General features: G+C 66.7%; 24 protein-coding genes. 7 read left to right on the forward strand and 17 right to left on the reverse strand.

Features of this window, described 5'->3' with window-relative positions; genetic code table 11:
* Positions 1-2: 2 nt before the first annotated feature.
* The 4 genes from AC3WS4_RS20270 to xseA form a co-directional block, all read right to left on the reverse strand.
* Complete coding sequence (locus tag AC3WS4_RS20270; RefSeq protein WP_492737798.1) at positions 3-3,194, reverse strand: TonB-dependent receptor domain-containing protein; 3,192 nt, start codon at positions 3,192-3,194, stop codon at positions 3-5.
* Between the two features lie 258 nt (positions 3,195-3,452).
* Positions 3,453-4,388, reverse strand: coding sequence for a M23 family metallopeptidase (locus tag AC3WS4_RS20275; protein ID WP_492737800.1), 936 nt, complete (start codon positions 4,386-4,388; stop codon positions 3,453-3,455).
* Positions 4,385-4,591, reverse strand: coding sequence for a DUF2093 domain-containing protein (locus tag AC3WS4_RS20280; RefSeq protein ID WP_056342324.1), 207 nt, complete (start codon positions 4,589-4,591; stop codon positions 4,385-4,387). The genes AC3WS4_RS20275 and AC3WS4_RS20280 overlap by 4 nt, the downstream gene beginning before the upstream one ends.
* 75 nt (positions 4,592-4,666) lie before the next feature.
* Positions 4,667-6,097 carry an exodeoxyribonuclease VII large subunit gene (gene xseA, locus AC3WS4_RS20285; protein WP_492737803.1) on the reverse strand — a complete coding sequence of 477 codons (1,431 nt, stop codon included), beginning with the start codon at positions 6,095-6,097 and terminating at the stop codon, positions 4,667-4,669.
* On the opposite strand from xseA, the gene purD reads away from it, so the two are divergent.
* From purD to AC3WS4_RS20300, 3 genes are all read left to right on the forward strand, one after another.
* Complete coding sequence (gene purD / locus AC3WS4_RS20290; protein ID WP_492737805.1) at positions 6,096-7,373, forward strand: phosphoribosylamine--glycine ligase; 1,278 nt, start codon at positions 6,096-6,098, stop codon at positions 7,371-7,373. The genes xseA and purD overlap by 2 nt on opposite strands.
* A gap of 59 nt (positions 7,374-7,432) precedes the next feature.
* Positions 7,433-8,122 carry a helix-hairpin-helix domain-containing protein gene (locus tag AC3WS4_RS20295; RefSeq protein ID WP_492737807.1) on the forward strand — a complete coding sequence of 230 codons (690 nt, stop codon included), beginning with the start codon at positions 7,433-7,435 and terminating at the stop codon, positions 8,120-8,122.
* A gap of 270 nt (positions 8,123-8,392) precedes the next feature.
* Positions 8,393-8,836, forward strand: coding sequence for a hypothetical protein (locus AC3WS4_RS20300; RefSeq protein ID WP_492737809.1), 444 nt, complete (start codon positions 8,393-8,395; stop codon positions 8,834-8,836).
* A gap of 50 nt (positions 8,837-8,886) precedes the next feature.
* Here the strand turns inward: AC3WS4_RS20300 and AC3WS4_RS20305 are convergent, their stop codons facing one another.
* Positions 8,887-10,209 (reverse strand): hemolysin family protein, encoded by a 1,323-nt coding sequence (locus tag AC3WS4_RS20305; protein WP_056342308.1) that lies wholly within the window; start codon positions 10,207-10,209, stop codon positions 8,887-8,889.
* A 213-nt stretch (positions 10,210-10,422) separates the two neighbouring features.
* Between AC3WS4_RS20305 and AC3WS4_RS20310 the strand changes: the two genes are divergently transcribed.
* Positions 10,423-11,112: a YiaD family glycine zipper/OmpA-like lipoprotein gene (locus tag AC3WS4_RS20310; RefSeq protein WP_492737814.1), complete on the forward strand. Its 690-nt coding sequence runs from the start codon at positions 10,423-10,425 to the stop codon at positions 11,110-11,112.
* Between the two features lie 61 nt (positions 11,113-11,173).
* On the opposite strand, the gene AC3WS4_RS20315 is transcribed toward AC3WS4_RS20310, so the two are convergent.
* From AC3WS4_RS20315 to AC3WS4_RS20345, 7 genes are read right to left on the reverse strand one after another with little or no spacing between them, the layout of a single operon-like run.
* Positions 11,174-11,800: a MarC family protein gene (locus AC3WS4_RS20315; protein ID WP_056342302.1), complete on the reverse strand. Its 627-nt coding sequence runs from the start codon at positions 11,798-11,800 to the stop codon at positions 11,174-11,176.
* 2 nt (positions 11,801-11,802) lie between these two features.
* Entirely contained in the window at positions 11,803-12,483 is a 681-nt protein-coding gene (locus AC3WS4_RS20320) for a hypothetical protein (protein WP_492737817.1), read from the reverse strand.
* Positions 12,483-13,376, reverse strand: a complete 894-nt coding sequence (gene folD, locus AC3WS4_RS20325; RefSeq protein WP_492737819.1) for a bifunctional methylenetetrahydrofolate dehydrogenase/methenyltetrahydrofolate cyclohydrolase FolD — start codon at positions 13,374-13,376, stop codon at positions 12,483-12,485. Before folD ends, AC3WS4_RS20320 begins: the two co-directional genes overlap by 1 nt.
* A 3-nt stretch (positions 13,377-13,379) precedes the next feature.
* Positions 13,380-13,679 (reverse strand): YggT family protein, encoded by a 300-nt coding sequence (locus AC3WS4_RS20330; RefSeq protein ID WP_492738081.1) that lies wholly within the window; start codon positions 13,677-13,679, stop codon positions 13,380-13,382.
* A 45-nt stretch (positions 13,680-13,724) separates the two neighbouring features.
* Positions 13,725-14,621 carry an acetylglutamate kinase gene (gene argB, locus AC3WS4_RS20335; RefSeq protein WP_056342298.1) on the reverse strand — a complete coding sequence of 299 codons (897 nt, stop codon included), beginning with the start codon at positions 14,619-14,621 and terminating at the stop codon, positions 13,725-13,727.
* Entirely contained in the window at positions 14,618-15,295 is a 678-nt protein-coding gene (locus AC3WS4_RS20340) for a queuosine precursor transporter (RefSeq protein ID WP_187139177.1), read from the reverse strand. The genes argB and AC3WS4_RS20340 overlap by 4 nt, the downstream gene beginning before the upstream one ends.
* 43 nt (positions 15,296-15,338) lie before the next feature.
* Positions 15,339-17,297 (reverse strand): alpha/beta hydrolase family protein, encoded by a 1,959-nt coding sequence (locus tag AC3WS4_RS20345; protein ID WP_492737821.1) that lies wholly within the window; start codon positions 17,295-17,297, stop codon positions 15,339-15,341.
* A gap of 151 nt (positions 17,298-17,448) precedes the next feature.
* On the opposite strand from AC3WS4_RS20345, the gene AC3WS4_RS20350 reads away from it, so the two are divergent.
* From AC3WS4_RS20350 to AC3WS4_RS20360, 3 genes are all read left to right on the forward strand, one after another.
* The gene (locus AC3WS4_RS20350) at positions 17,449-18,798 is read left to right on the forward strand and encodes a NupC/NupG family nucleoside CNT transporter (RefSeq protein WP_492737823.1); all 1,350 of its coding nucleotides are present in this window, start codon (positions 17,449-17,451) and stop codon (positions 18,796-18,798) included.
* A 125-nt stretch (positions 18,799-18,923) separates the two neighbouring features.
* On the forward strand, positions 18,924-19,547 hold the full coding sequence (locus tag AC3WS4_RS20355) for a beta/gamma crystallin-related protein (RefSeq protein WP_492737825.1): 624 nt from the start codon (positions 18,924-18,926) through the stop codon (positions 19,545-19,547).
* Between the two features lie 11 nt (positions 19,548-19,558).
* Positions 19,559-19,873, forward strand: coding sequence for an MliC family protein (locus AC3WS4_RS20360; protein ID WP_187139181.1), 315 nt, complete (start codon positions 19,559-19,561; stop codon positions 19,871-19,873).
* Here AC3WS4_RS20360 and AC3WS4_RS20365 read toward each other — a convergent pair.
* The 5 genes from AC3WS4_RS20365 to egtB form a co-directional block, all read right to left on the reverse strand.
* The gene (locus tag AC3WS4_RS20365) at positions 19,868-21,010 is read right to left on the reverse strand and encodes an epoxide hydrolase family protein (RefSeq protein ID WP_492737827.1); all 1,143 of its coding nucleotides are present in this window, start codon (positions 21,008-21,010) and stop codon (positions 19,868-19,870) included. The two genes, AC3WS4_RS20360 and AC3WS4_RS20365, sit on opposite strands and share 6 nt — an antisense overlap.
* 35 nt (positions 21,011-21,045) lie before the next feature.
* Positions 21,046-21,534 carry a hypothetical protein gene (locus AC3WS4_RS20370; RefSeq protein WP_187139183.1) on the reverse strand — a complete coding sequence of 163 codons (489 nt, stop codon included), beginning with the start codon at positions 21,532-21,534 and terminating at the stop codon, positions 21,046-21,048.
* 122 nt (positions 21,535-21,656) lie between these two features.
* Positions 21,657-22,523, reverse strand: coding sequence for a 3-hydroxyacyl-CoA dehydrogenase NAD-binding domain-containing protein (locus tag AC3WS4_RS20375; protein WP_492737830.1), 867 nt, complete (start codon positions 22,521-22,523; stop codon positions 21,657-21,659).
* A 69-nt stretch (positions 22,524-22,592) separates the two neighbouring features.
* The gene (egtD, locus tag AC3WS4_RS20380) at positions 22,593-23,579 is read right to left on the reverse strand and encodes an L-histidine N(alpha)-methyltransferase (protein WP_492737832.1); all 987 of its coding nucleotides are present in this window, start codon (positions 23,577-23,579) and stop codon (positions 22,593-22,595) included.
* 1 nt (position 23,580) lies between these two features.
* Positions 23,581-24,891 (reverse strand): ergothioneine biosynthesis protein EgtB, encoded by a 1,311-nt coding sequence (gene egtB, locus AC3WS4_RS20385; RefSeq protein ID WP_492737834.1) that lies wholly within the window; start codon positions 24,889-24,891, stop codon positions 23,581-23,583.
* Between the last annotated feature and the right edge of the window lie 111 nt (positions 24,892-25,002).

The following is a 25,002-nucleotide window of genomic DNA, read 5'->3' on the forward strand; positions in this document are numbered from 1 at the left end:
GACTAGAACTTCAGCTTCGCCGACACCGCGTAGCGGCGGCCCAGCGCGTCGTAGGTCGACGGATAGGTGTTGCCGCTGTTGTACGTGGTCGAACCCAGCGAGTTGCCGACGATCGGCGGCTTCTGGTTGAGCATGTTCTGCACCGTCGCCGTGAAGGTCAGGTTTTCGCTGACGTTGAACCGCGCGGTCAGGTCGAAATAATGCTTCGCCTTGATCTTGCGGAACTCGGGGTTGACCATGCAACCGCCGGTGTCGGTCGTTTCCGGATTCGGACAGTCGCCCGGATTTTTAAGCGCGAAGTCGAGATCGTCCTTCAACTGCTCCGGCTCGAACGAAACGCTATCCTGCCAGCGCCACAGCAACGAAAGGTCGACCTTGTCGAAGCCCAGCGTGAAGCGGTTCGAGAACTGGAGCTCGGGCTGGATCGAACCCGTGAACGAGCAGTTCACGCTGTAGTAGCCAACGCATTCGCGGTTCAAGCTTTCCGGATCAGCGGCATTGGCCTTGAACTTCGAGTGACGCGTCCAGTTGCCGACGAACGACCAGTCGAGGCTCGCGAAGCCCAGATCGGCGTTATAGTTCAGCAGCAGGTCGACGCCGTCGGTGTACAGGCGACCGAGGTTGTTGGTCGTACCGAACAGGCCCGGCGTGGTCGCCGGATCGCCGTCGAGACCACCGGTCAGCGGGTTACGGCGAATTGCCGTACAAGCCGGATCGGTGGCGCTGCCCGCGGTGAGGTTATCGAAGCAGGCGCTGATGATGTCACCCGGCAGCGGCGTGCCCAACACGTCGTTGATCTTGATGTTGTAATAGTCGATCGACATGTTGAAACGCGGCAGGAAGTCGGGCTGCCACACCACACCCAGGGTCCAGGTGTCGGCCTTTTCGGGCTGCAGGTTCAGGTTACCACCGGTGGTGATGTTCGCCTGAGCCGCGGTCGGGTTGGTGATCGAACCGATCGTGCCGGCCGGAGCACCCTGTGCGATACAGACGGCGCGCAGGTTGGCGTTCGCGGGCAACGTCGGACCCGTGCCAGCGCACGGATCGATGCCGAGGTTGGTCAAACCGACGCTCGTCGGCGTGAACAGTTCACCGATGTTCGGCGCACGCACAGCACGGCTGTAGTTACCACGGAACTTGACGCCCGCACCCGGTTCCCAGCTGCCGCCGGCCTTCCAGGTGGTGGTGTTGTAACCGCCGGCGCCGTTGATGCTGTAATCCGAATAACGGATACCGGCTTCGAGGGTCAGGCTTTCGAAGAAAGGCTTGTCCTCGATCAGCGGCGCGACGATTTCGGCATAGGCCTCATAAACGTCATAGCCGCCGTCGATGTCGGGAGCAGCACCGCCGGCGCCGCCGAGCTCACCCGCCGTCTTGGCGAGAAGGTCCGATTGCTGCTGCGCCTTGTACTTGCGATATTCGCCGCCGATCGCGAAGCCGATCGGCTGGACGGCGCCCGGCGAAGCGAAGCCAAGGTCGCCCGAAATGATCGCGCGGACCTGTGCCAGCGACGTGCGGTTCACCGACGTGCTGTTTTCCTGGAGATAATCGGCCATCGCAGGCGTGATCGAGCCTTCGGGGCCGAACAGATTGACGGGAACGCAGGCCGCGTTGCCGCTCTGGCAGGTCACGCCGTCGTTCGACAGTGCGGCTTCGCGGAAGCGCGACTGCAGCGTGTAGCCCTGGATCGTCTGGATATTTTCCGATTCGCCATAGGCACCCTCGATGCTCCAGTCGAGCGTGTCGGTGATGCCGCCACGGGCGCCGATGCGATAGTCGAAGAAGGTCGTCTGATAGTCGCTGATACGCGGACCGACTTCCGGCGTACGGCGATTCAGCGTTGCCGCCGGATTCGACTGATAGCCTTCGCCGTCGCTAACAACGCCGTCGTTGTTGACGTCGAACGGCACGAGGACGCTGTTCAGACCGATTTCACGATAATTCGGGTCCGAACGACCGGTCGCCGTTGCGGCGGCCGCACATTCGGCAACCGAAAAACGCGCCGTATAGATGTCGGGGCGGCTGTTGACGTCAAACGCGCAAAGCTGAGCCCGCAGCGATGCCGGCAGGAACGGGTTGTTGAGGTTGATCGGAACCGAACCGCCGAACGAACCCGACGGCGCGATGATCGTCGAAACGGTCTGCTTCGAGAACATGCCGCGCGTGTAGACCTCAACCGCATCGGACACTTCATAATTGGCCTGGCCATAGATATTGAAGCGCTCGAACGGCGTCTGGAAGATGTTGAACGGGTTGAAGTTGAAGGTCTGGAACGTGCCGACGGCCTGGCCAGCGGCATTCACCTGACGGACGCCGCCATTGGCTGCACCGCCGGGATTGGCGGCATAGATCGGCGTACCATCGGGGTTGCGACCGACGAAGACCGATTCAGGCGTGATGTTCGGCGTGCCGCCCGCAAGCAACGGACGCGTGCCCGAGAAGCGCGACGGGACCGAGGTGCCCGAACCGCCAGTGCCGCCGGTGTAGCTGTCGACCTGGTTGACCGAGAACGGACGCGCGCCCTGATAGACGGGGTCGGCCTGCTGGTAACCGATGCTCAGCACGGCGTTGCCGCGACCATCGTCGAAGTTCGCACCGATGGTGGCGTCGACGCGGAAGACGTTGCCGTCACCCTGCTCGGTGATCTGCTCCGAAGCCGTGACTTCCAGACCGGCGAAATCGCGCTTGGTGATGAAGTTGACGACGCCGGTGATGGCGTCGGCACCATAGGTGGTCACCGCGGCGCCGGTCAGCGCGTCGACGCGCTCGATCAGGGCCAGCGGGATGTTGTTAAGGTCGACGCGGCCGTTGACGTCCGACGGTGCGACGCGGTTGCCGTTCAGCAGCACGATGTTGCGGGTCGAGCCGAGGCCACGAAGATCGACGTACGAAGCGCCGCCGTTGCCGTTGTTGACGGCCGAACCGATGTTGGCGACGACGCCCGGCAGTTCGCGCAGAACTTCTTCCGCGGTGTTCGACTGCTTCAGCTCGATCGTGTCCGACGTGGTCACGTTGACCGGCGTCGACTGCTCGAGGTTCGGGTTGCGGATCAGCGAACCGGTGACGACGATTTCCTTTTCGGCCGCCGCACCGTCTTCTGCGTCCTGCGCGAAGGCAGGAACCGAAACGAGCGCAACGCTCAGCACCAGCGGTGCGGCGCCCAGTTTCAGCTTGGAATATTGGGTTTTCTTCACAGTGCAGTCCCTTGCTACTGATGGATAAGATACCCGGACCCCCATTGCGCCGGCAAAACGCCAGCGCACAGATGCCCCGATAGCGTGCGGGATGATCCTTCATTCATGTGGAGTAAAGGGAATTTCCGGCGCTTCCGGCGGTTTCGCCGGCCATTGTGACGTATTTGCAACAAGTGCGAGGGCGCGCGAAATTCTATGATGCGTCGCAGCATGTTATGCGACATAAAGTTACGCCGGTTACGAATTCCGGTGCGGGCCTCAGTTCCCCATCGGCCCCGCGAGCTTGCCCGGATCGAGGCGCGCATCGCGCCATTTCATGCCCCAGTGCATATGCGGGCCCGTCGCGCGGCCGGTCTGCCCTACCGTGCCCAGCCGCTGCCCCTGGACGACGCGGTCGCCGACCTTCACGTCGAGCCGCTGGCAGTGGAGGAAGGCGCTGTTCAGCCCCATGCCGTGATCGACGATCAGCAGATTGCCCTCGAGCGTGAAGGGCGACCCCGCCGCGAGGACGACGACCCCGTCGGCGGGCGCGACGAACGGCGTGCCCGCCGGCACCGCGATATCGGCGCCGCTGTGATAGCTGCCCGGCTTGCCCTGATAGACGCGCTGCGAGCCGAAGAAGCCCGATCGCCGTCCGGTCACCGGCCAGATGAAGCGCTGGCGCCAGCCGTCCGAGGCGTGATCGACGCGGCGCGCCTCGGCGATCTGCGCCAGCTCGGCGGGGCGGCGGCGCTCGAACTCGGCGTCGCTCGACGCGCTGCCGCGATAGGGGGCGTTGATATTCTCGATCCGCCAGTTGCCGGGCGCGACGCTCAGCGCGCGTTCGATCGTGCGGCCGTCGGCGAAGGTCGCGACGAGCCACGCCGTCGCGGCGGCGTCGCGGTCGAAGGCGATCAGGAAGGCGCCGTCGTCGGTCGTCGCAACCGGCCTGCCGTCGAGCGTCAGCGCCGCGATTCCGCTCGGCGCCTGCCCGACCATGGCGCCGCCCTGCTCGGCCGTGCCCCGCAGCGTGAAATCGCGGCGGAGCGGCGCGATCGGGCCGACCACCACCGGCTGCGGCGGCGCGACGGCCTCGACCCGCGGCGGAGGCGGCGGCAGCGCGGCCGACTCGCTGGCCGGGGGGACGCAGCTTCCCGCAACGATCAGCAGCGGCAGCGCGGCACCATAGCGCCGCCAGCGTCGGTGGCGCCTCATGCCCTGGATTCGAGCGCCGCCTGCACCGAAATCGCCGCGCTCGCATAAGGCTCCTGCCGTGCCACCGACCAGTAGCGCAGCTCGTCGAGCCCGATCGGCACCCCGGTCACCGCGCACAGGACATGATCGCCCGGCGACAATATCCGAAAGCCGTTGGGCCCGAACTGCAGGCGGGCGAGGCGATTGCGACTGGCGATCAACATGGTCGGGGGTCCATTCGGTGACGATATTCGCGCCGACCATAGCAGCTTCGGCGTGCCCGGCCAGCCCCGGCGACGTCAGAAAAGCTCGCCCTGCCCCCGTTTCGGCGCGTCCGGCGACGGCTTGCGCGCCGGTTTGGGCATGGGGGGCGGCGACAGGGCAGCATCGCCGCCCGCCACCTGCACCGGCAATTCGCCGTCGGCGAACTGCAGCCGCAGATGCCCCGCCTGCTCGGCCTTCGCCGCGGTCGTGACGATCGCCCCGCCGGTATCGCGCACCATCGCATAGCCGCGCGACAGCAGCGCGCGCGGGTCGAGGCTGTCGAGCAATCGCCCCAGTCCTTCGATCCGCGCCCGGTCGCGGTCCCAGCGCCGCGCCAGCAGCGAAGGCCGGAGCGCGCCCGACCGCGTCGCGAGCCGCTCGGCGATCACCGCCAGCCGGTGGCGCTGGCTGCGGTCGAGCCGGTCGCCCGAATCGTCGAGCCGCTGGCGCTGCGGCGCATAGAGCGCCTCGCGGCGCGGCAAATGCCGCGCCAGCGCGGTCAGCCGCTCGCCCGCCAGCGCCTGATGCCGGTTCGCCGCCGCGATCATCCGTCCCGCGCGCTGGAACAGCAGTTCCTGCAATTCGGCGCGCACCGGCACCGCCATCTCGGCGGCCGCCGTCGGCGTCGGCGCGCGGCGGTCGGCGGCATAGTCCGCAAGCGTCGTATCGGTTTCGTGCCCCACGGCGCTGATCGTCGGGATCCGGCAGTCGGCGATCGCCCGCACGACGACTTCCTCGTTAAACGCCCACAGATCCTCGATCGAGCCGCCGCCGCGCGCGACGATGACGAGGTCGGGGCGCGGCACCGGCCCGCCGGGCGCGATCGCGTCGAAGCCGCGGATGGCGTTCGCGACCTGCGCCGCGGCGCCGTCGCCCTGCACCAGTACCGGCCAGACGATGACATGCATCGGGAACCGGTCGGCGAGGCGGTGGAGAATGTCGCGGATCACCGCGCCGGTCGGCGAGGTCACCACACCGATCACACGCGGCAGGCGCGGCAGGGACTGCTTGCTGTCCTGGTCGAACAATCCCTCTTCGCCGAGCCGCGCCTTCAATTTCTCGAAGAGCAGCATCAGCGCGCCCTCGCCCGCGACCTCGAGCGTATCGACCACCAGCTGATATTTCGACCGCCCCGGATAGGTGGTGAGCTTGCCGGTCGCGATCACCTCGATCCCGTCCTCGGGCCGGAAGGCGAGGCGCGCCGCCTGCCCCTTCCACATCACCATGTCGATCAGCGCATTATCGTCTTTCAGCGCCGCATAAAAATGCCCCGACGCGGCGCGCTTCGCACCCGACAATTCGCCGCGCACGCGGACGCGCGCAAAGCCGTCCTCGACCGTGCGCTTGATCGCCGCCGACAATTGGCTGACCGATAGCGGCGGCACATTGTCGCCGGGCGTCGCCTCGGCTAACAGCCGCGCCGCGGGGTCGGTTTCGGACGCCGGATCGGGAAAAGGGACTGCCATGAATATCCTGCTGGTCGGCTCGGGGGGCCGCGAACATGCGCTGAGCTGGCAACTGGCACAATCGCCGTCGTGCGCCAAGCTCTATGCCGCGCCTGGCAGCCCGGGGATCGAGGCCCATGCCGAATGCGTCGCAATCGGCGTCGACGACCTCGACGGCCTCACCGCCTTCTGCACCGCCCACGCGATCGACTTCGTCGTCGTCGGTCCCGAGGCGCCGCTCGTCGCCGGCCTCGCCGACCGACTGCGCGCGCTCGGCATCGCGACCTTCGGTCCCGGCGCCGCGGCGGCGCGGCTCGAAGGCAGCAAGGGCTTTACCAAGGACCTGTGCGCCCGCGCGTCGATCCCGACCGCCGCTTATGCCCGCTGCACCAGCGCCGAGGAAGCGCATGCGGTGCTCGAAGGCTTCGACATCCCCGTCGTGATCAAGGCCGACGGCCTCGCCGCGGGCAAGGGCGTGATCATCGCCGAGACCGCTGAAGACGCCGCCGCCGCCATCGACGACATGTTCGACGGCGCCTTCGGCGGCGCGGGTGCCGAGGTGGTGATCGAGGAGTTCATGACCGGCGAGGAGGCGAGCTTCTTCGCGCTGTCCGACGGCACCGACGTCATGGCGTTCGGCAGCGCGCAGGACCACAAGCGCGTCGGCGACGGCGATGTCGGCCCGAACACCGGCGGCATGGGCGCGTACAGCCCCGCCCCGGTCCTCACCCCCGACCTCGAAGCGGCGGTGATGGACCGCATCATCCGCCCGACCGTGGCGACGCTCGCCGCCGAGGGCACGCCCTATGTCGGGGTGCTGTTCGCCGGGCTGATGCTCACCGACACCGGGCCGAGGCTGATCGAATATAACGCGCGTTTCGGCGACCCCGAATGCCAGGTGCTGATGATGCGCTACACCGGCGACCTCGCCGCGCTGCTCCATGCCGCCGCGACCGGCGCGCTGGCCGGAGCGACCCCGCCCGCTTTCACGAGCGACTATGCGCTGACCGTGGTGATGGCCGCCAACGGCTATCCGGCGACCCCCGAAAAGGGCGGCGTCATCCATGGCATCGCCGAAGCAGAAGCTGGCGGCACACGCGTTTTCCACGCCGGCACCGCGCGCGACGGCGACACGATCGTCGCGGCGGGCGGGCGCGTGCTGAGCGTCACCGCGACCGGCCGCACCGTCACCGAGGCGCAGGCGCGCGCCTATGCCGCGGTCGACAGGCTCGATTTCCCGACCGGTTTCTGCCGCCGCGACATCGGCTGGCGGGAAGTCGCGCGCGAAGCGAAATAGGCGGTGCTGGACGGCGCGGACGCGCGCGCATAGGCTGACCGCAACACAGGGAGACTATCATGGTGTGGCTTCAGGAAAATTATGTCATCGCGGTCGTCGGACTCGTCGTCGCGGTCGTGCTGCTGTGGTTCCTGTTCGGCCGCAAAAAGGCCGAGGATGTCGCGCCGACATTCGCCCCGCCCGCCGAACCGAAGAAGCCGCTCGAAGCGGTGAAGCCCGAGATCGTCGCGGCCGAACCCGCGCGCTTCAAGCCGAAGGAACCGGCACCGGTGCCCGCGCCCCCGGTCGCAGCCCCTCCGCCTCCCCCGCCCCCGGCGCCCGAACCGGTCGTCGAACCGGTACCCGAAACCGAAGCACCGGCGGCACCGGCCGAACCGGTAACCCCGCCGCCGGCTGTCGAGGCGACCGCCGAAGCGGCCCCCGCTCCAGCCCCTGAACCGGCTCCGGCTCCGGCTCCGGCTCCGGCTCCGGCTCCGGCTCCGGCTCCGGCTGTCGCGAAGGCCGATAATCTCCAGCTGATCAAGGGACTCGGCCCGAAACTCGCCGGGCTGCTTAACGGCCTCGGCGTTTCCAGCTTCCAGCAGATCGCCGACTGGACCGAGGCCGACATCGACGCGATCGACCCGCAGCTCGGCGCCTTCCAGGGCCGGATCGCGCGCGACAATTTCGTCGACCAGGCGGGCTATCTGGCGCGCGGCGACAAGCCCGGGTTCGAAGCGAAATATGGCGCGCTTGGGGGCGAGCTGTAACGACGGATTTCGACCGCATAGCGGGCATAAATCCTCCCTGTGCCGCAGGCATGGGGAGGGGGACCGCCGCGCAGCGGTGGTGGAGGGGCTGCGGCCTTGCGCCAGCCTTTGACGGCGTCGGCCCCTCCGTCAGCGCTTCGCGCTGCCACCTCCCCATCGCTGCGCGACAGGGAGGAGCGGCAACGTCCGCTCCCCACCCCAAAGCCGACCCTTCGCCGCCACCGAAAATAATCCTTTCCTAAATTAGTTCGCTATGTTCCAAACTGGTGGATGGAACCCTCGCCTTCCCCACCACCCGCCCTGTTGCTCGCCGACAGCTGCCTCGCCTTTGCGTCCGTGCCGCAACAGCGCCATCGCGCCGACGGCTGGACACCCGAAACGCAGGCGCGCTTCATCCGCGCGCTCGAGGCCATGGGGTCGGTGGGCAAGGCGGCGCGCGCCGTCGGCATGGGCCGTGCCTCGGCCTATCGCCTGCGCGACCGGCCCGGCAGCGCGTCTTTCGCGGCGTCCTGGGATCGCGCGATATCGATGGGGCGCACCTATCAATATAGCATCGCGATCGACCGCGCGATCAACGGCGTGACGACCGTCCGCGTCTTGAAGGGCGGCGCGATCGATGTCAGCGGCGGCCCCGACATGGCGGTCGTCCATGCCGCACTCCGCGACGAAACCGTGCCGCCGCATGCCGCTAAAGCGACAAAGGAGACAATATGACGGCGTGTGTCCGTATCTTTTGTCGCTTTAAGGCCCGAAACGGCCGCGCCTCACTCCGCCTCGTCGCCCTTCGGCTTGACGATCTCGCTGACGAGCAGCTTGTCGATCTTGCGCCCGTCCATGTCGACGATCTCGAAGCGCCAGCCGCGGTCGGTGAATGTCTCGCCTTCCTTGGGCAGATGCTTCAAAATCGCGAGCGCATGGCCGGCGGCGGTCGCATAGTCGCGGTCCTCGCCGAGTTCGATCCCCAGCCGTTCGGCCATCTGGTCGGCGGGCATAGACCCCGCGATCAGCAGGCTGCCGTCGTCGCGTTCGACGACGAAGGGCTCGCTGCCGATATCCTGGTCCGACGCGAATTCGCCCGCGATCGCCGAGAGCAGGTCGGCGGGGGTCACCAGTCCTTCGAAATGGCCATATTCGTCGTGGACGAGCAGCACCGGCACTTCGGCGGCGCGCAGGTTTTCGAGCGCGTCCATCGCGTCGATCTGGTCGTGGATCACCGTCGCGCGGCGCGTCAGCTTTTCGAGGTCGAGCGTCTCGCCGCGGAACAGCGCGCCGGCGATGTCGCGCGCCTGGACGACGCCGATGATGTCGTCGACCGACCCGCGCGCCACCGGCAGCCGCGTGTGCGGGCTTTCGAGCAGCTTGGCGCGCACCGCGTCGGCATCCGAGGCGATATCGATCCAGTCGACGTCGATTCGCGGGGTCATCACCTCGCGCACCGGGCGATCGGCAAGCCGCACGACGCCCGAGATGATCGCGCGTTCGCTTTCCTCGATCACCCCCGATTTCGACGCCTCGGCGACGATCAGGTGCAGTTCCTCGGCGGTCACCCGGTCTTCGGATTCGCGGCTGAGGCCGAGCAGGCGGAAAACGAGTCCCGAGCTGTTGTTGAGCAGCCAGACGAGCGGCGCCGCGATTTTCGACAGCCACAGCATCGGCCGCGCCATGAAGATCGCGATCGGCTCGGGCGCGCGGAGCGCGAACTGCTTGGGCACCAGTTCGCCCGCGATCAGCGAGAAATAGGTGGTGACCGCGATGACGACCGCGAACCCTGCGGTCAGCGCGGTTTCGTCGTCGAGCCCGAACCAGGCCTGCAGCCGTTCGCCGACCGGCCCACCGAGGCTGGCGCCCGAATAGGCGCCGGCGAGGATGCCGATCAGCGTAATGCCGACCTGGACGGTCGACAGAAAGCGTCCGGGATCGGCGGCGAGCTGGCGTGCAACCGCCGCCCCGCGACTGCCGCGCTTTTGCGCCGCCTGCAGACGCGGGCCGCGCGCCGAGACGATCGCGAGTTCGGATAGCGCAAAAATGCCGTTGAGAAGGATCAGCAAGGCGATGATCGCCACGTCCGACCAGGGAAAAGGGGTCATCAGTTATGTGTCCGGCGCGGTCGCGCCTGGCCCCTGTCAGCTTCGGTCATGGCCACCCTATAGGCGAAAGGTGCCGCGCTGCACAATGGGCGCGCCGCGCCCGGCTCAGCGGGGGTTCAGGCGATGAATGGAACCAGAGGCGCGGCCGGAGGTTATCGGCACAGCGACAGCAACGTCGGCGATCAGCCGTCCGCGCATAAAAGGGAGCGCATCATGAATATCAAGACCATCAAACTGGCCGCACTGGCGGGCATCGCCGCCATCGGCCTGTCGGCCTGCGTCACCGACCCGGTGACCGGCGAAAAGAAGATCTCGAAGGCCGCGATCGGCGGCGTCGGCGGCGCGCTCGGCGGCTATCTGCTCGGCGACCTGATCGGCGGCAAGCACAGCCGCACCGAGGAAATCGTCGGCGCGGGGATCGGCGCGGTCGCCGGCGCGGGCGTCGGCTATTATATGGACCAGCAGGAAAAGAAGCTGCGCGAACGCACCGCCGGCACCGGGATCGACGTCGAGCGCCAGGGCGACCAGCTGGTGCTCAACATGCCCGGCGACGTGACCTTCGATTACAACAGCGCGCTGGTGAAATCGCAGTTCCGCAGCGCCCTCGACAGCGTCGCCTCGACCCTCGCCGAATATCCGAGCACCTATATCGACGTCTATGGCCACACCGATTCGACCGGCAGCGACAGCTATAACCAGGGCCTGTCCGAACGCCGCGCCTCATCGGTCGCCGACTATCTGGGCGGCCGCGGCATCCAGCGCGCGCGCATGGCGACGATGGGTTATGGCGAATCGCAGCTCAAATGCTCGCCCGAACGCAGCGAGGCCGATTATCAGTGCAACCGCCGCGTCGAAATCCGCATCGCGCCGGTGACGCAGAACGACGTGAACAGCGCGCGGTAAACACCGATTCCAGTGGATGGAAGGAGGGCGTCGCCGACAAGGCGGCGCCCTTTTCCGTCGCTCAACCCAGGTTGAAGCTGGCCTTGACCCCGTCAATGACGAATTGCGCCGCGAGCGCGGCGAGCAGCACGCCGAGCAGGCGGGTGATCACCGCCTCGCCCTTGTTGCCGATCAGCCGCATCAATGGCCCCGCCGCGAGCAGGGCGGCGAGCGTCAGCAGCAGCACGAGCAGCAGCGCCCCGAAGATCACGAAGGCCCGGTCGAGGCCGTTGTTCTGCGACACCAGCAGCATCACCGAGGCAATCGACCCCGGCCCCGCGAGCATCGGCATCGCCATCGGGAACACCGACACATCCTCGACCTCGGGGGTCGCCTTGACCTTTTCGGCGCGCTGCTCGCGGCGTTCGGTACGCTTTTCGAACACCATGTCGATCGCGATGATGAACAGCATCAGGCCGCCGGCGATGCGGAAACTGTCGAGGTCGATGTGCAGGAAGCTGAGCAAAGCCTCGCCGAACATCGCGAAGAAGACCAGGATCCCGCCCGCGATGATCGTCGCCCGGATCGCCATCGAACGCCGCTGCACCGCGTTCGCGCCCGTCGTCAGGCTGGCATAGATCGGCGCGCACCCCGGCGGGTCGATCACCACGAACAGGGTGACGAAGGCCGAGATGAAGAGGTCGAGCATCGTCAGGGCTTCTGCGGTGTCGGGGCCGCGACCCGGTCGTCGATCACCGGCGTCATCGCCGTGCCGTCCCACAGCCGCACGGTAACGCGGCGCGCGCCGTCGGGGCTGACGACCGACGTCCAGCTGAGCGTCTGGTCGGGCGACAGGCCGACCGCGCGGTCCTCACCTTCGTTGCCGCCGTCGATCGCGACACCGGGGCGCGAGCCGCACACCGCCTGCTTGGTCTCGATGAATTCGGGCGCCGCGCGCGGGGTCGCCAGCGTGTCGCCATGGTCGAGCGTCCACAGCGTCTTGCCGCTCTTGGGATCGCGCAGCCAGACGGTGCTGAAATAGCCGTTCGCCGGCCCCTTCTGCCAGGCGCCGGTGGTGACGCCGACATTGCCGTCGCAGCTGACATAGACGGCGTGCGGCTGCCACTTCACCGCCTCGGCGGGGTCCTTCTGCGTCCGCAGCCAGTCACGCGCCTTCACCCGCTGCGGCACGAACATCGTCGCATCGGGCGCCGAGGTTTCACGAAACGCCGTCCACTGCCCCTTTTCCTGCGCGAGCCGGGCAAAGCCGATCTCGGCGGCGACGAAGCCGCTGGGATTGGGGCCGAGCGGGCGGTTGCGGATATCGTCGGGCTGACCCGCGCACCCCGCCACCAGAAGCAATGCAAGGGCGGCGGCGGTCATGCGGCGCATCAGAAACCCTCCGGATCGGCAAGGCCGGCGCGGCGGTGCGCGGCGACGAGCGTGTTGCGGAGCAGGCAGGCGATGGTCATGGGTCCGACACCGCCCGGAACTGGGGTGATCGCATCGGCGACCGCCGAAACCTGCGCATAGTCGACGTCGCCGACCAGCCGCCCCTTGGTTTCGCCGTCGACGGGCGCGAGCCGGTTGATGCCCACATCGATGACCACCGCACCGGGCTTGATCCAGTCGCCCTTCACCATTTCGGCACGACCGACCGCGGCGACGACGATATCGGCGCGGCGCACCGCATCGGCCAGATCGCGGGTCCGGCTGTGCGCGATGGTGACGGTGCAGTTCGCGCCGAGCAGCAACTGCGCCATCGGCTTGCCGACGAGGATCGAGCGGCCGACGACGATCGCGTCCTTGCCCGACAGATCGCCGAGCCGATCCTGCAGCAGGAGCAGGCAGCCATAGGGGGTGCAGGGCACCATGCCGGGGATGCCGAGCGCGAGGCGCCCGGCGCTGACCGGGGTCAGCCCGTCGACATCCTTGCCGGGATCGATCGTCGCGACCGCCGCCTGTTCGTCGAGATGGCCGGGAAGCGGCAACTGGAGCAGGATGCCGTCGACGGCTTCGTCGGCGTTAAGCGCCGCGAGCAGCGCCTCGACCTCGGCCTGCGTCGCGGTCGCGGGCAGGCGATGTTCGAAGCTCGCCATGCCGGCGGCGACCGTCGCCTTGCCCTTCGACCCGACATAGACCGCGCTCGCCGGATCGTCGCCGACGAGCACGACCGCGAGGCCGGGGGCGCGGCCCGTCGCGGCCTCGAACGCCGGCACCGCATCGGCGATTCGCGCGCGCAGCCCGGCGGCGAAAGCCTTGCCGTCGATCACCCCCGCCGCCATCGATCAGGCCAGCCCGGAATTGATGCCGATTTGCACCAGATAGGACATCACCGGCCCGCGGATGATGATCAGCAGGATCAGCACAACCATCGGGGTCAGGTCGATACCGCCGAAGTCGGGCATGATGCGGCGGATCGGGCGATAGAGCGGCTCGGTGATCCGTTCGAGGACATACCAGAGCTGGCGCACGAATTCATTGTGGGTGTTGATGACGTTGAAGGCGAGCAGCCACGACATCACCGCCTGGACGATGATGATCCACCACAGGATGTTGAGGAGGATCGACAGGATCTCGAGGAACATGAAATACAAGGGATAGTCTCCGGGGGAGCCGCGCGGGCCCCCGTCTTAGCGATGAATCAGCGTGCCTGCACCCCGGGCGGTGAAAATTTCGAGCAGCATCGCGTGCGGCACCCGCCCGTCGAGGATGACCGCCGCCTCGACCCCGGCATCGACAGCCGCGACGCAGGTTTCGACCTTCGGGATCATGCCGCCGGTGATCGTCTCGTCGGCCTTCAGCGCCTCGATCGCGACGCGGTCGAGGTCGGTGAGCAGATTCTTGTCCTTGTCGAGCACCCCGGCAACGTCGGTGAGCAGGAAGAAGCGCTTGGCGCCCAATGCCCCGGCGATCGCGCCCGCCATGGTGTCGGCGTTGATGTTGTAGGTCGCGCCATCGGCGCCGAGCGCCACCGGGGCGACGATGGGGATGAAATTGTCCTTGGTCAGGTTCTGCAGGATCGTCGGATCGACTGCGACGGGCTCGCCGACGAAACCCAGGTCGACATGGCGCTCGATTCCCGAATTGGGGTCGGGTTCGGTGCGCTTGACCTTTTCGGCGAGCACGAGATTGGCGTCCTTGCCCGAAATGCCGACCGCCCGGCCGCCGAGGGCGGCGATCCAGCTGACGATTTCCTTGTTGATCTTGCCCGCGAGGACCATTTCGGCGACCTCGGCGGTCGCGGCGTCGGTGACGCGCAGGCCACCGACGAAGGTCGATTCGATCCCGAGCTGCTTGAGCATCGCGCCGATCTGCGGCCCGCCGCCATGGACGACCACCGGGTTGATCCCGACCGCCTTGAGCAGCACGACATCCTCGGCGAAGTCGCGCTGCGCCTCGGCATCGCCCATCGCATGGCCGCCATATTTGATCACGAAGGTCTGGCCAGCATAGCGCTGCAGATAGGGCAAAGCCTCGACGAGCGTTTCGGCTTTCGCGAGCATCGCGGGGTCGGGGGCGTGGCTCATGCGGTGGGCTTGCTATCGAGATTGCGACCCAGCGCAACGAGGCCGGTGATCACGAAGGGGATGACGAGGATCGACAGCGTGACCTTGGCCAGCATCTGCCCGCCCATCAGGTTCGCGATGGGAAAAACCCCCGAAAAGGCGATAGTGACGAACAGCAACGTGTCGACGATCTGGCTGAGCGCGCTGGCGATCGCGCCGCGGATCGCGAGCCACGTCGACCCCGTTCCAGCGCCTTCACGGCCGCGCAGACGGCTGAAGATCGTGACGTTCAGGAACTGCGACGTGCCATAGGCGACGATGCCCGCCGCCATAAGCCGCGGACTCTGCCCAAGCACCGTTTCGAAAGCGGCCAGCCGCGCCGGGTCCATTTCAGGCGACGCCGGCAGCGACAGCACCAGCGCGGTGAGCAGGATCGACAGCACGAGCGGCACGAAGCCCCACAGCACCAACCGGTTCGCCGCAGTCTGCCCATGAAGTTCAGATACGCTGCTCGACAGGGCGACGAGCAGCAGGAAGGGGAAAATTCCCGCCTCGACCGCCAGCCAGTCGCCGAGCGCGACCTGCTTGTTGCCCAGCACCCCGGCGAGCACGACCATGCCGCCATAGATGATGGTGAAGAGGAAGAGCGAGGGCGAGAGCGTGCGCGGCAACGCCGTCGAAGAGGTGTCGGTCATCGGCGCGCGATAGTCGGTTTTGGCGGCGCTGGAAAGATGCCGGTCAATCGGGCGGATTATGCTTGGCCAGAAACGCCTCAATTGACGTCAGCAAGGTGGTCCGGTCGGCCTCGCGGGTGAAATAATGGTCGGCGAGCGGGATCGAGACGAATTCGACCGATTTGCCCGCCTTGCTCATCGCGCTGTACATCTTCGCCGACTGGACGTGGTCGACGGTGACATCCTTCTTGCCATGGACCAGCAGCAGCGGCGTCTTGATCCGGTCGATCGCGTTGATCGGCGACACGGCGGCGAAATCGGGGGTCATCTTCTGCCACTGGTCGCGATAGAGGCGCGAACGGACCTTGCCGCCGAAATCATTGACCTCGCGCCGCAGGTTGGACACGCCGTTGATCGATACCGCGCAGCGATATTGGTCGGGATCCTTGGCGATGCCCCACATCGCCGCGTACCCCCCGTAGGAGGCGCCGACGATGCACACGCGCTTCGGGTCGGCGATCCCCTCGGCGACCGCCCAGCGCACGCCATCGGTGACATCGTCCTGCATCGCGAAGCCGAGCTGGCCCTGCCCGGCCTTCAGGAAGGTCTCGCCATAGCCGGTCGAACCGCGGAAATTGGGCTGGAGCACCGCATAGCCACGCTCGGCGAGGAATTGCGCCCAATAGTCGTAGCTCAGCGTATCGTGCGACCAGGGGCCGCCGTGCGGCATGACGATGAAGGGCAGGTTTTCCTTGGCGCGGCCGCGTGGCATCGTCAGCACGCCCTCGATCTCCAGCCCGTCGCGCGCCTTGTACTGGACGAGCTTCGAACGCGACAACCGCCTGCCGCCGATCGCCTCGTTCACCGACGCCAGTTTCGACAGGTCGCCCGCGGCGGAATCGAAATAATAGAAGAGCCCCGGATTGTCGGGAGTACTGATCCGCACCAGCAGCTTCGTCAGGTCGCGGCTATAGCTTTCGATGCGGACCTTCGACTGCGGCGATGCCGCGTCCAGCTCCTTCTGGTGCGTCGCCATCACGGGGTCGATCCACTGGATCGGTTTCGCATCGTCGGAGGTGTAGAAGCCGATCAGCCGCGACCCGTCGGGCGACCGGATCGCGCCCTCGATATCGGCGCCGTCGACCTGATGCGCAATCCGTAGCTGCTTGCCCGTCGCCAGATCGGTTTCGGCGATCACCGTGCGCCCGTCGGGGGCATCGGCATAGACCAGCCCATTGTCGGTGCCCGGAACGAAGACGAAGGGAACCGACAGCCGCTCCTCGTCACGCAGCGAGGCGCTGTCGATCGTGCGGAACAGCGACTTGCCGTCGCCGCGATAGAGCAGGGTCGATTTGGTCGTCTGGTCGCGATAGCCGATGCCGTAGCGGACCCGGCCGAGATGGTCGGCACCCCACTCGAGGACGCTGCCCCGCGCAGTGACCTCGGTCTTCCTGCGGCCGGTAGCGACATCGACGCGGTAGACGGCAGGCCAGAAATCCTCGCCTTCATAGATGGAATTCTGTCCGGCCACGAGAATTTCGGTGCTGCCGTCGCTTGGAATCCACACGACGCTCGATGCATCCTGTCCCTTGAGATCCCAGAGCAGGCGGGTCGGCTTGCCAGTGGTGCGGTTGATGCTGATCAGGCGCGAGATGTACCAATTGTCCGTCTCGACCGGCAGCAATGCACGCAGGCCGACGATGATATTGTCGTCGCCGACCCATTGCAGCCAGTCGATCTCGGTCAGGTCGGGCACGCCGACAAACATCGCCTGGCTGACGTCGCCACCGATCGGAATGATGCCAATGCGCTGTTCGCCCTTGATCGCGAACAATCCCGCGAGGTGCCGACCATCGGGCGAAAGTTCGGCGCTTTCGATGAAAGGCAGGCGCGCGAAGGTCGCGGTCGGCAACGGCTCGATCGGTTTTGCGGCAGGCGCGGGAACCGCGGCACCGCCCCCGCCCTGAGCCAGAACCGACGGCGAAACGGCGAGCAGAACCATCGCCATCATCGAACGAAACATGCGCCCCCCCAAGACAATAGCCCCATGTCTATAAAGGAAATTCACTCGCGCCAAGCGTCATCGCTGCGGCAGGCCGTGATCGCCGCCCCTTGCCCCCGCCGCCCAGCCCGCTAGACAGGCGCAATAAACTTGCGGGGGACGCATCAACATTATGGAACGCCTGATCGGTCTGCTCGGCATCGTCGCACTGCTTGCGATCGCCGTGCTGTTTTCGTCGAACCGCCGCTGGATTCGCCCGCGCGTCGTCGTCCCCGCCTTCCTGCTGCAGGCCGGTTTCGCGCTGCTCGTGCTCGGCACGCCATGGGGCCGCGCGATCATCGGCGCGATGTCGACCGGGGTGTCGAACCTGCTGAGCTATGCCGACGAGGGCACCAAATTCCTGTTCGGCGAGGTGCTGACCCAGCCGCCCTATGGCAAGGCGGTGTTCGCGATCGGCGCGCTGCCGGTGATCGTCTTCTTCGCGTCGCTGATCTCGGTCCTCTATTATCTGGGCGTGATGCAACAGATCATCAAATGGGTCGGCGGCGGCATCCAGAAGATCACCGGCGTGACCAAGGTCGAAAGCCTGGGCGCGGCGGCAAACATCTTCGTCGGGCAGAGCGAAAGCCCGCTCGTCATCCGTCCCTATCTCGCCGGGCTGACCCCGTCGCAGCTGTTCACGATCATGACCGTCGGCATGGCGGGTGTCGCGGGCACGATCCTCGGCGCCTATGCCGGCATGATCGGCGAGCATCTGCTTCCCTATCTGCTCGCCGCGAGCTTCATGTCGGCGCCGGGCGGCATATTGATGGCCAAGATCATCATGCCCGACGACCCCAAGGATATCGGCATCGAACCGATCGTCATGCCCGAGGCGAGCCATGACGAGGAAAAGCCCGCGAACATCATCATGGCGGCAGCCCAAGGCGCCCAGACCGGCGTCAAGCTGGCGGTCGCGGTCGGCGCGATGGTGCTGGCGTTCGTCGCGCTCGTCGCGCTCGCCAACGGGCTGCTCGCCGGGATCGGCGGCTGGTTCCATGTCGACGGCCTGTCGTTCCAGTCGATCATCGGCCAGATCTTCCGCCCGGTGATGTGGCTGATGGGCGTGCCCTGGTCCGAATCGGACGCCGTCGGCGCGCTGTTCGGCAGCAAGATCGTGCTCAACGAATTCGTCGCCTTCATCGACCTCGGCAATATGCAAAAGGCCGGCGGGTTGTCGCCGGCGTCGATCGCCATCGGCACATTCGCGCTGTGCGGTTTCGCCAATTTCAGCTCGATCGCGATCCAGATGGCGGTCACCGGCAGCCTGGCCCCCAACCAGCGCCCGATGATCGCCAAGCTGGGGCTGAAGGCGCTGCTCGCGGGCAGCCTGTCGAACCTGATGTCGGCAGCGCTCGCCGGGCTGATCCTGAGCGTCACGCCGCCGCTGACGACGCCGGAACCCACGCCGTCCGCGCCGGTGACGGCCCCCGCGGCGACGCCGGCACCGGAGGTCGCGCCGGCCCCCGCCGCCAAACCCTGATTTCGCAAGCAACGATGCGGGCTTAGCACCGCTCTGGCAGCGATGATGTTTGCGCGGCCTTCGCCCATGCTGTAATCTCGACCCTGAACGAATCTCCGGGTCGCAGTCACAGCAGGGGAGAACGTATGAAAGCCGTGCATCGTCTGTCCATCATCGGCGCCGTCGCGGCGGCGCTGACCGGGGGGCTGCTCGCCACCTCGACCGCGCAAACCCCCGAAGAACGGCTCTATCGCCCGCCCGAGGCGACCATCTATCGCGATGCCGCCTATCGCGGCCCGGCGGTGTTCATCGGCGAGGCGAAGACCGATCTCGGCCTCGCCTGGCCGGTCAATTCGATCCGCGTCGCCAGCGGCCGCTGGGAGCTGTGCGAAAAGACACGCTATCGGGGCAATTGCCGCACCGTCGACCGCGATACGCCGATGCTGGGCAGCGTGCTGCGCGGGATGACCGTCCAGTCGATCCGCCCGGTCGGCGGAGGCGGAGGCGGCGGAGGCGGCTGGAACCCGAATCCGCCCGCGAACGACCAGAGCGCCCGCGGCAGTTTCGCCGAATTCCATACCCAGCCATCGACGAACGGCTATCGCGTCCTCGCCTGCGCCAACGGGTCGGCGACCGCCGCCTGCGCCGCGCGCGCCGCCGACACCTGGTGCCGCTCGATCGGGTGGAACGGGTCGGCACGCGAGCATATGGAAACGATCAATCGCCGCGAATATCTGGCCGACGTGCTCTGCGTCCGCTCGGGCTATTGAAGGGGAAAGCCATGAAACGGACAATCATCCTGCTGGCCGCAGCCGGGACTGCGCTCGGCGGTTGCGCCTCGGTCCCGCGCCAGACCGGCACCAGCTATGCCTGCAGCGGCGGCACCCGGCTCAACGTCAACTATACCGGCAATGGCGCGATCGTGCGCGTCAACGGGATGCGGACGCTGGTGCTGAAACAGACGCCGTCGACCGGCGGGTCGGTCTATGAAAACAAGACCGGGGCGCGGCTCGCCCGCAACGGCAACGAGGTGACCTGGAACACCGCGGTGCGCAGCGCGGCCGAACGCTGCCAGGTCGTGATGACGCCGCTATAAGCTCATCGTGCCGAAGGCCGCCCGGACCTCTTCGACAAAGAGGTCCGGCTGTTCCCAAGCAGCGAAATGGCCGCCGCGGTCGAGTTCGTTCCAATAGACGATATTCTTGTAGCGCCCCTCGGCCCAGCGCCGCGACAGCCGCATGATTTCGAGCGGGAACAGGCTGCAGCCGGTCGGGACATGGATTTCGCCGAAGCCGAATTGCGCGAAGCTGTGCCAATAAAGCCGCGCCGACGACGCCGCGCTGTTGGTCAGCCAATAGAGGCTGACGGTGTCGAGCATCGCGTCCTTGCTGAGCGCCTTTTCGGGATGACCGCCGATCGACTGGCCGCCGGGCTGGTGGCCGCAGTCGGTCCAGCCGTGGCATTTTTCGACGATCCAGCACATCTGCCCGACCGGCGAATCGGCGAGGCCGTAACCGACGGTCTGCGGCCGGGTCGCATGCTGGGTCGAATAGCCATTGTCCTTGGTCCGGTACCATTGGAAGCGCGCCAGATAGGCTTTCTCGTCGTCGGTGAGGTCGGCCATCGTATCGGGATCGGGCTGGCCGACGATCATGTTGACGTGGATGCCGGCGCAATGATCGGCGTGATTGCCGCCGATCGCGCAGGTCACCGCGCTGCCCCAGTCGCCGCCCTGCGCGAAATAGCGGGTATAACCGAGCGCGACCATCAGCGCGTCCCACGCCGCCGCGATATGTTCGACGCCCCATTTCGCCTCGGCCGGCTTGCCCGAAAAGCCGTAGCCGGGGAGCGAGGGGATGACGAGATGATAGTCGGCCGACAGCGGTTCGATGACGTCGAGGAACTCGATCACCGACCCCGGCCAGCCATGGGTGAGGACGAGCGGCCGCGCGTCGGGATTGTCCGAGCGGATGTGGAGAAAGTGGATATCGAGGCCGTCGATCTCGACGAGATAATTGGGCCAGGCATTGAGCCGCGCCTCGATCCGCCGCCAGTCGTAGTGGTCGCGCCAATAGGCCGCGAGCTGCTGCGCATAGGCGAGCGGCACACCCTGGTCCCAGTCGCCGACCGTTTCCTGTTCGGGCCAGCGCGTGTTCGCGAGCCGCGCCTTGAGGTCGTCGAGCGCCGATTGCGGCACGTCGATCGTGAACGGACGGATGGTGCCGACCTGCATGATTTTCTCTCCCCCTCTTGCCCCCGGTTTCGGGCTTATGGCCGTGCGGGCGCCTTGCAGCCGCGCTCGAGTCCGACGCCTTTCAGAAAGCCGCGACGCACCGTTCCGGCATAGACCGCCGCCGCATAGCGCCGCCGTTCGGCGTTGGCGCCGGTGACCTCGCCGATGAGACCGCGAAACGGAATGATCGATCCCGCCACATTACCCGCGACGCGGCCGGCGGTCTGCTCGCGCTTCTTGGCCCGGCTCTCGTCGACCTGTTCGTTGACATCGGGGCCGAGTACCGCATCGAGTTCGGTGATTTCCTGAACGATCGCCGCGCATTTGCCCATGCCCGCGAGCGAATAGGGCGCGCCCTGGATCGCCAGCAATTTTTCCGGGACTTCCTTGCCGTCGAACGGCTCGGTCACCGAATTGGCGGTATCCTTGATCGTCGAATCCTCGGGCGCGCCTTTCTGGGCGTGCGCCGACGGCGCGAAGACGAGACCGGAAAGGGCGAGGAGGACTAAGGATTTCCGTTGCATATCAGGCTCCTGCTATGACGCACCATTAGTCCGCTAACGCCTCAAACGACATTCGGCTCCCGACCCGTTATTGCGCGACGCACCAAGCCGCGTCCAGCCGCAACAAGGACAGCCCCGGAGGCTCAGCGCGTCGGAACCGGCGCCTCGCCGGTCCAGTCGTAGAAACCGCGCCCGGCCTTTTTGCCGACCCAGCCCGCCTCGACATATTGGACGAGCAAGGGCGCGGGGCGGAATTTGGGATCGCCGGTGCCCGACTGCAGCACGCGGATAATTTCGAGGCAGGTGTCGAGGCCGATGAAGTCGGCAAGCGTGATCGGCCCCATCGGATGGTTGAGTCCGAGGCGGCAGCCGGCGTCGATGTCCTGCATCGTCGCGACACCCTCTCCCAAAGCGAAGATCGCTTCATTGATCAGCGGCATCAGCACGCGGTTGACGATGAAGCCCGGCGCGTCGTTGGCGTGGACGATTTCCTTGCCAAGCCCGCGGCCATAGGCCTCGACCGTGGCGAGCGTCGCATCGCTGGTCGCAAGGCCGCGGATCAGTTCGATCAGCCCCATAACCGGCACCGGGTTGAAGAAATGCACCCCGATGAAGCGCGCCGGGTCGGGCGATGCCTGGGCGAGGCGGGTGATCGGGATCGAGCTGGTGTTGCTGGCGAGGATCGCGGTCGCCGAGAGATGCGGACCGACGCTGGCGAAGATCGCGCGCTTGATCTCCTCGCGCTCGGTCGCCGCCTCGATCACGAGATCGGCGGGGGCGAAGGCGCCATGGTCGGCGACCGGGGTGATGCGCGCCAGCAACGCGTCGGCGTCGCCCTGGCTCATCTTTTCCTTGGTCACGAGGCGACCGAGGCCCTTGGCGATGCCCGCCTTGCCCGCTTCGGCGCGCGCGAGGTCGATGTCGGAGAGCAGCACGTCATGGCCGGCGCCCGCCGAAACCTGCGCGATGCCCGCGCCCATCTGGCCCGCGCCGATAACACCTACGATCATGATCCGCCCTTTCGCTGAAAATATGCGCGTGCCCTACGGCTTCGGGCCGGCGCGTCAAGGGATGGAGCGTCAGGGGGCCGAGCGGAAGGCGGTCGCTTCGGCAAGGATCAGGGCAAAGGCGGGATCGGCATCGTCCCAGGTCGCGACCGGGGTCCAGCCGCTGGCGCGGAGCAGCAGGTTCGCGTCGCGGTCCCCGTATTTATGGCTGTTCTCGCTGTGGATCGTCTCGCCCTTCGCCATATGATAACGGCGGCCGTCGACGGTGAAGTCCATGTCGCAGGCGGCCACGAGGTGCATTTCGATCCGCGCATGGACGTCGTCCCAGACGGCGCGGTGAAGGAAATTGTCGACCGGGATGGTGCCGCCGAGTTCACGGTTGATGCGGGTGAGCAGGTTGAGGTTGAACGCCGCGGTCACCCCCGCCGGATCGTCATAAGCGCGTTCGAGGACCGCGATATCCTTGATCCGGTCGATACCGATCAGCAGCAGCGAGCCGTCGCCGAGCGCCTCGCGCCAATTGCGGAGCAGGTCGATCGCGGTGCGCGCGACCATGTTGCCGATCGTCGAGCCGGGAAAGAACCCCAGCTTTGGCAGCGGGCAGATTTCGCGCGGCAAGGCGACGCGCTGGGTGAAATCGGCCTCGACCGGATAGATGGCGAGCCCCGGGAAGCGCGCGGCGAGCGCGTCCGAACTTTCGCGCAGGAAATCGCCCGAAATATCGACCGGGACATAGGCCGCGGGCCGGATCGCCTCGAGCAGCAGCGGCGTCTTGGTCGAGCTGCCCGATCCCAGTTCGACCACCGCGCGGTCGGGGCCGATCGCCGCCGCCATTTCGCCAGCATGGCGTTTGAGCAGATCGGTCTCGCTGCGGGTCGGATAATATTCGGGGAGCGTCGTGATATCCTCGAACAACGCCGACCCCGTCGCGTCGTAGAACCAGCGCGCCGGCACCGCCTTTTGCGCCTGCGACAATCCCGCATGGACGTCGGCGCGAAAGGCGATATCGATCCCGGCGGCATCGGCATCGACCTGGCGAAGATTGCGAACGACACCCATGTCAGAGATCCTTGGCTAGCCGCACGCCGGTGAACTGCCAGCGCTGGTGGGGGTAGAAGAAATTGCGGTAGGAGGCGCGCAGATGGCCGCGCGGGGTCGCAACGCTGCCGCCGCGCAGCACGAACTGGCCGCTCATGAACTTGCCATTATATTCGCCGACCGCGCCGGGTGCGGCGCGAAAGCCGGGATAGGGGCGATAGGCGCTGCCGGTCCATTCCCACACGCTGCCGAACATCTGTTGCAGGCCGATGTCGGCGGCGGGTTCGGCGGATGGCTGGACGGGTCCGGCGCCGTCGAGCTGGTCGCCCGACGCGGGGTCGAGCGCCGCGGCCGCGGCCTCCCACTCGATTTCGGTCGGTAGTCGCGCGCCGGCCCAGCTGGCGAAGGCGTCGGCCTCGAAAAAGCTGATATGGGTGACGGGCGCATGCGCGTCGATATCGCGCCAGCCCGAAAGCGTGAATTGCCGCCCGTCGCGCCAGTAAGCGGGCGCCTCGACATCCTCGCGCTGCACCCACGCCCAGCCGTCGCTGAGCCAGAGCGACGGGGTGTGGTAGCCGCCGTCGGCGATGAATTGCTGCCATTCGCCGTTGGTGACGGGGCGGCTGGCCAAGGCGTGCGGGGTGAGAAGCGCCGAAAACCGCGGAACTTCACAGTCGAATGCGAAATCGTCGCCGCCGTGGCCGACCGAAACCAAGCCCTCGGCACCCTTCACCCAGCGGATCGCGCCGGCATCGCCCGACGGTGAAAAAGGGGCGGAAAACTGCGCAACTTCATTCGCGATTGCACTTTTTTCCCATGCGGCGGGGCCGAGCGGGTTTTGCGCGAAAAGATGCTTCAGGTCGGTGAGCAGCAGTTCCTGATGCTGTTGTTCATGATGGAGGCCGAGTTCGACCAGCGCCAGCGCGGCGCGCGGCAGGTCGGGCAGCGCGCTTTGCACCGCGGTGTCGACATGGGCGCGCCAGATGCGGATTTCGTCGAGCGACGGACGCGTCAGCAGCCCGCGCTGCGGCCGCGCGTGGCGCGGCCCCTCGGCGTCATAATAGCTGTTGAAAAGAAAGGGGTAGCGGGCGTCGAACAAGACATAGCCCGGCACATGGTCGCGCAGGACGAAGGTTTCGAAGAACCAGCTCGTATGCGCGAGGTGCCATTTGGCGGGCGACGCGTCGGGCATCGACTGCGCGCTGGCATCGGCGTCGGACAGCGTCGCGACGAGATCGAGCGACAGGCGGCGCGTCGCGGCGAAGCGCTGCGTCAGCTCTGCTGCCAGATCGGCAAGTTGGACTATCAGCGGAGCATCGGTGCGGCTGGCCATGTTGAGACAATCCCCCGGACGGTGATTCGGTTTCGCGGCGGAGGAGGAATATGGTTACAGGGCGAGAGAATGTCTAGAACATTTGGGGAACGATAAGCAATCCTCCCCGTC

The sequence above is a fragment of the Sphingopyxis sp. EU05-FHT14B03 genome, assembly GCF_058790875.1.

Excerpts from the sequence above, each read along its gene's own strand:
- AC3WS4_RS20275 (WP_492737800.1), bottom strand. The coding sequence starts at position 4,388 with ATGAGGCGCCACCGACGCTGGCGGCGCTATGGTGCCGCGCTGCCGCTG.
- AC3WS4_RS20280 (WP_056342324.1), bottom strand. The coding sequence starts at position 4,591 with ATGTTGATCGCCAGTCGCAATCGCCTCGCCCGCCTGCAGTTCGGGCCC.
- purD (WP_492737805.1), top strand. The coding sequence starts at position 6,096 with ATGAATATCCTGCTGGTCGGCTCGGGGGGCCGCGAACATGCGCTGAGC.
- xseA (WP_492737803.1), bottom strand. The coding sequence starts at position 6,097 with ATGGCAGTCCCTTTTCCCGATCCGGCGTCCGAAACCGACCCCGCGGCG.
- AC3WS4_RS20295 (WP_492737807.1), top strand. The coding sequence starts at position 7,433 with ATGGTGTGGCTTCAGGAAAATTATGTCATCGCGGTCGTCGGACTCGTC.
- AC3WS4_RS20300 (WP_492737809.1), top strand. The coding sequence starts at position 8,393 with ATGGAACCCTCGCCTTCCCCACCACCCGCCCTGTTGCTCGCCGACAGC.
- AC3WS4_RS20305 (WP_056342308.1), bottom strand. The coding sequence starts at position 10,209 with ATGACCCCTTTTCCCTGGTCGGACGTGGCGATCATCGCCTTGCTGATC.
- AC3WS4_RS20310 (WP_492737814.1), top strand. The coding sequence starts at position 10,423 with ATGAATATCAAGACCATCAAACTGGCCGCACTGGCGGGCATCGCCGCC.
- AC3WS4_RS20315 (WP_056342302.1), bottom strand. The coding sequence starts at position 11,800 with ATGCTCGACCTCTTCATCTCGGCCTTCGTCACCCTGTTCGTGGTGATC.
- AC3WS4_RS20320 (WP_492737817.1), bottom strand. The coding sequence starts at position 12,483 with ATGCGCCGCATGACCGCCGCCGCCCTTGCATTGCTTCTGGTGGCGGGG.
- folD (WP_492737819.1), bottom strand. The coding sequence starts at position 13,376 with ATGGCGGCGGGGGTGATCGACGGCAAGGCTTTCGCCGCCGGGCTGCGC.
- AC3WS4_RS20330 (WP_492738081.1), bottom strand. The coding sequence starts at position 13,679 with ATGTTCCTCGAGATCCTGTCGATCCTCCTCAACATCCTGTGGTGGATC.
- argB (WP_056342298.1), bottom strand. The coding sequence starts at position 14,621 with ATGAGCCACGCCCCCGACCCCGCGATGCTCGCGAAAGCCGAAACGCTC.
- AC3WS4_RS20340 (WP_187139177.1), bottom strand. The coding sequence starts at position 15,295 with ATGACCGACACCTCTTCGACGGCGTTGCCGCGCACGCTCTCGCCCTCG.
- AC3WS4_RS20345 (WP_492737821.1), bottom strand. The coding sequence starts at position 17,297 with ATGTTTCGTTCGATGATGGCGATGGTTCTGCTCGCCGTTTCGCCGTCG.
- AC3WS4_RS20350 (WP_492737823.1), top strand. The coding sequence starts at position 17,449 with ATGGAACGCCTGATCGGTCTGCTCGGCATCGTCGCACTGCTTGCGATC.
- AC3WS4_RS20355 (WP_492737825.1), top strand. The coding sequence starts at position 18,924 with ATGAAAGCCGTGCATCGTCTGTCCATCATCGGCGCCGTCGCGGCGGCG.
- AC3WS4_RS20360 (WP_187139181.1), top strand. The coding sequence starts at position 19,559 with ATGAAACGGACAATCATCCTGCTGGCCGCAGCCGGGACTGCGCTCGGC.
- AC3WS4_RS20365 (WP_492737827.1), bottom strand. The coding sequence starts at position 21,010 with ATGCAGGTCGGCACCATCCGTCCGTTCACGATCGACGTGCCGCAATCG.
- AC3WS4_RS20370 (WP_187139183.1), bottom strand. The coding sequence starts at position 21,534 with ATGCAACGGAAATCCTTAGTCCTCCTCGCCCTTTCCGGTCTCGTCTTC.
- AC3WS4_RS20375 (WP_492737830.1), bottom strand. The coding sequence starts at position 22,523 with ATGATCGTAGGTGTTATCGGCGCGGGCCAGATGGGCGCGGGCATCGCG.
- egtD (WP_492737832.1), bottom strand. The coding sequence starts at position 23,579 with ATGGGTGTCGTTCGCAATCTTCGCCAGGTCGATGCCGATGCCGCCGGG.
- egtB (WP_492737834.1), bottom strand. The coding sequence starts at position 24,891 with ATGGCCAGCCGCACCGATGCTCCGCTGATAGTCCAACTTGCCGATCTG.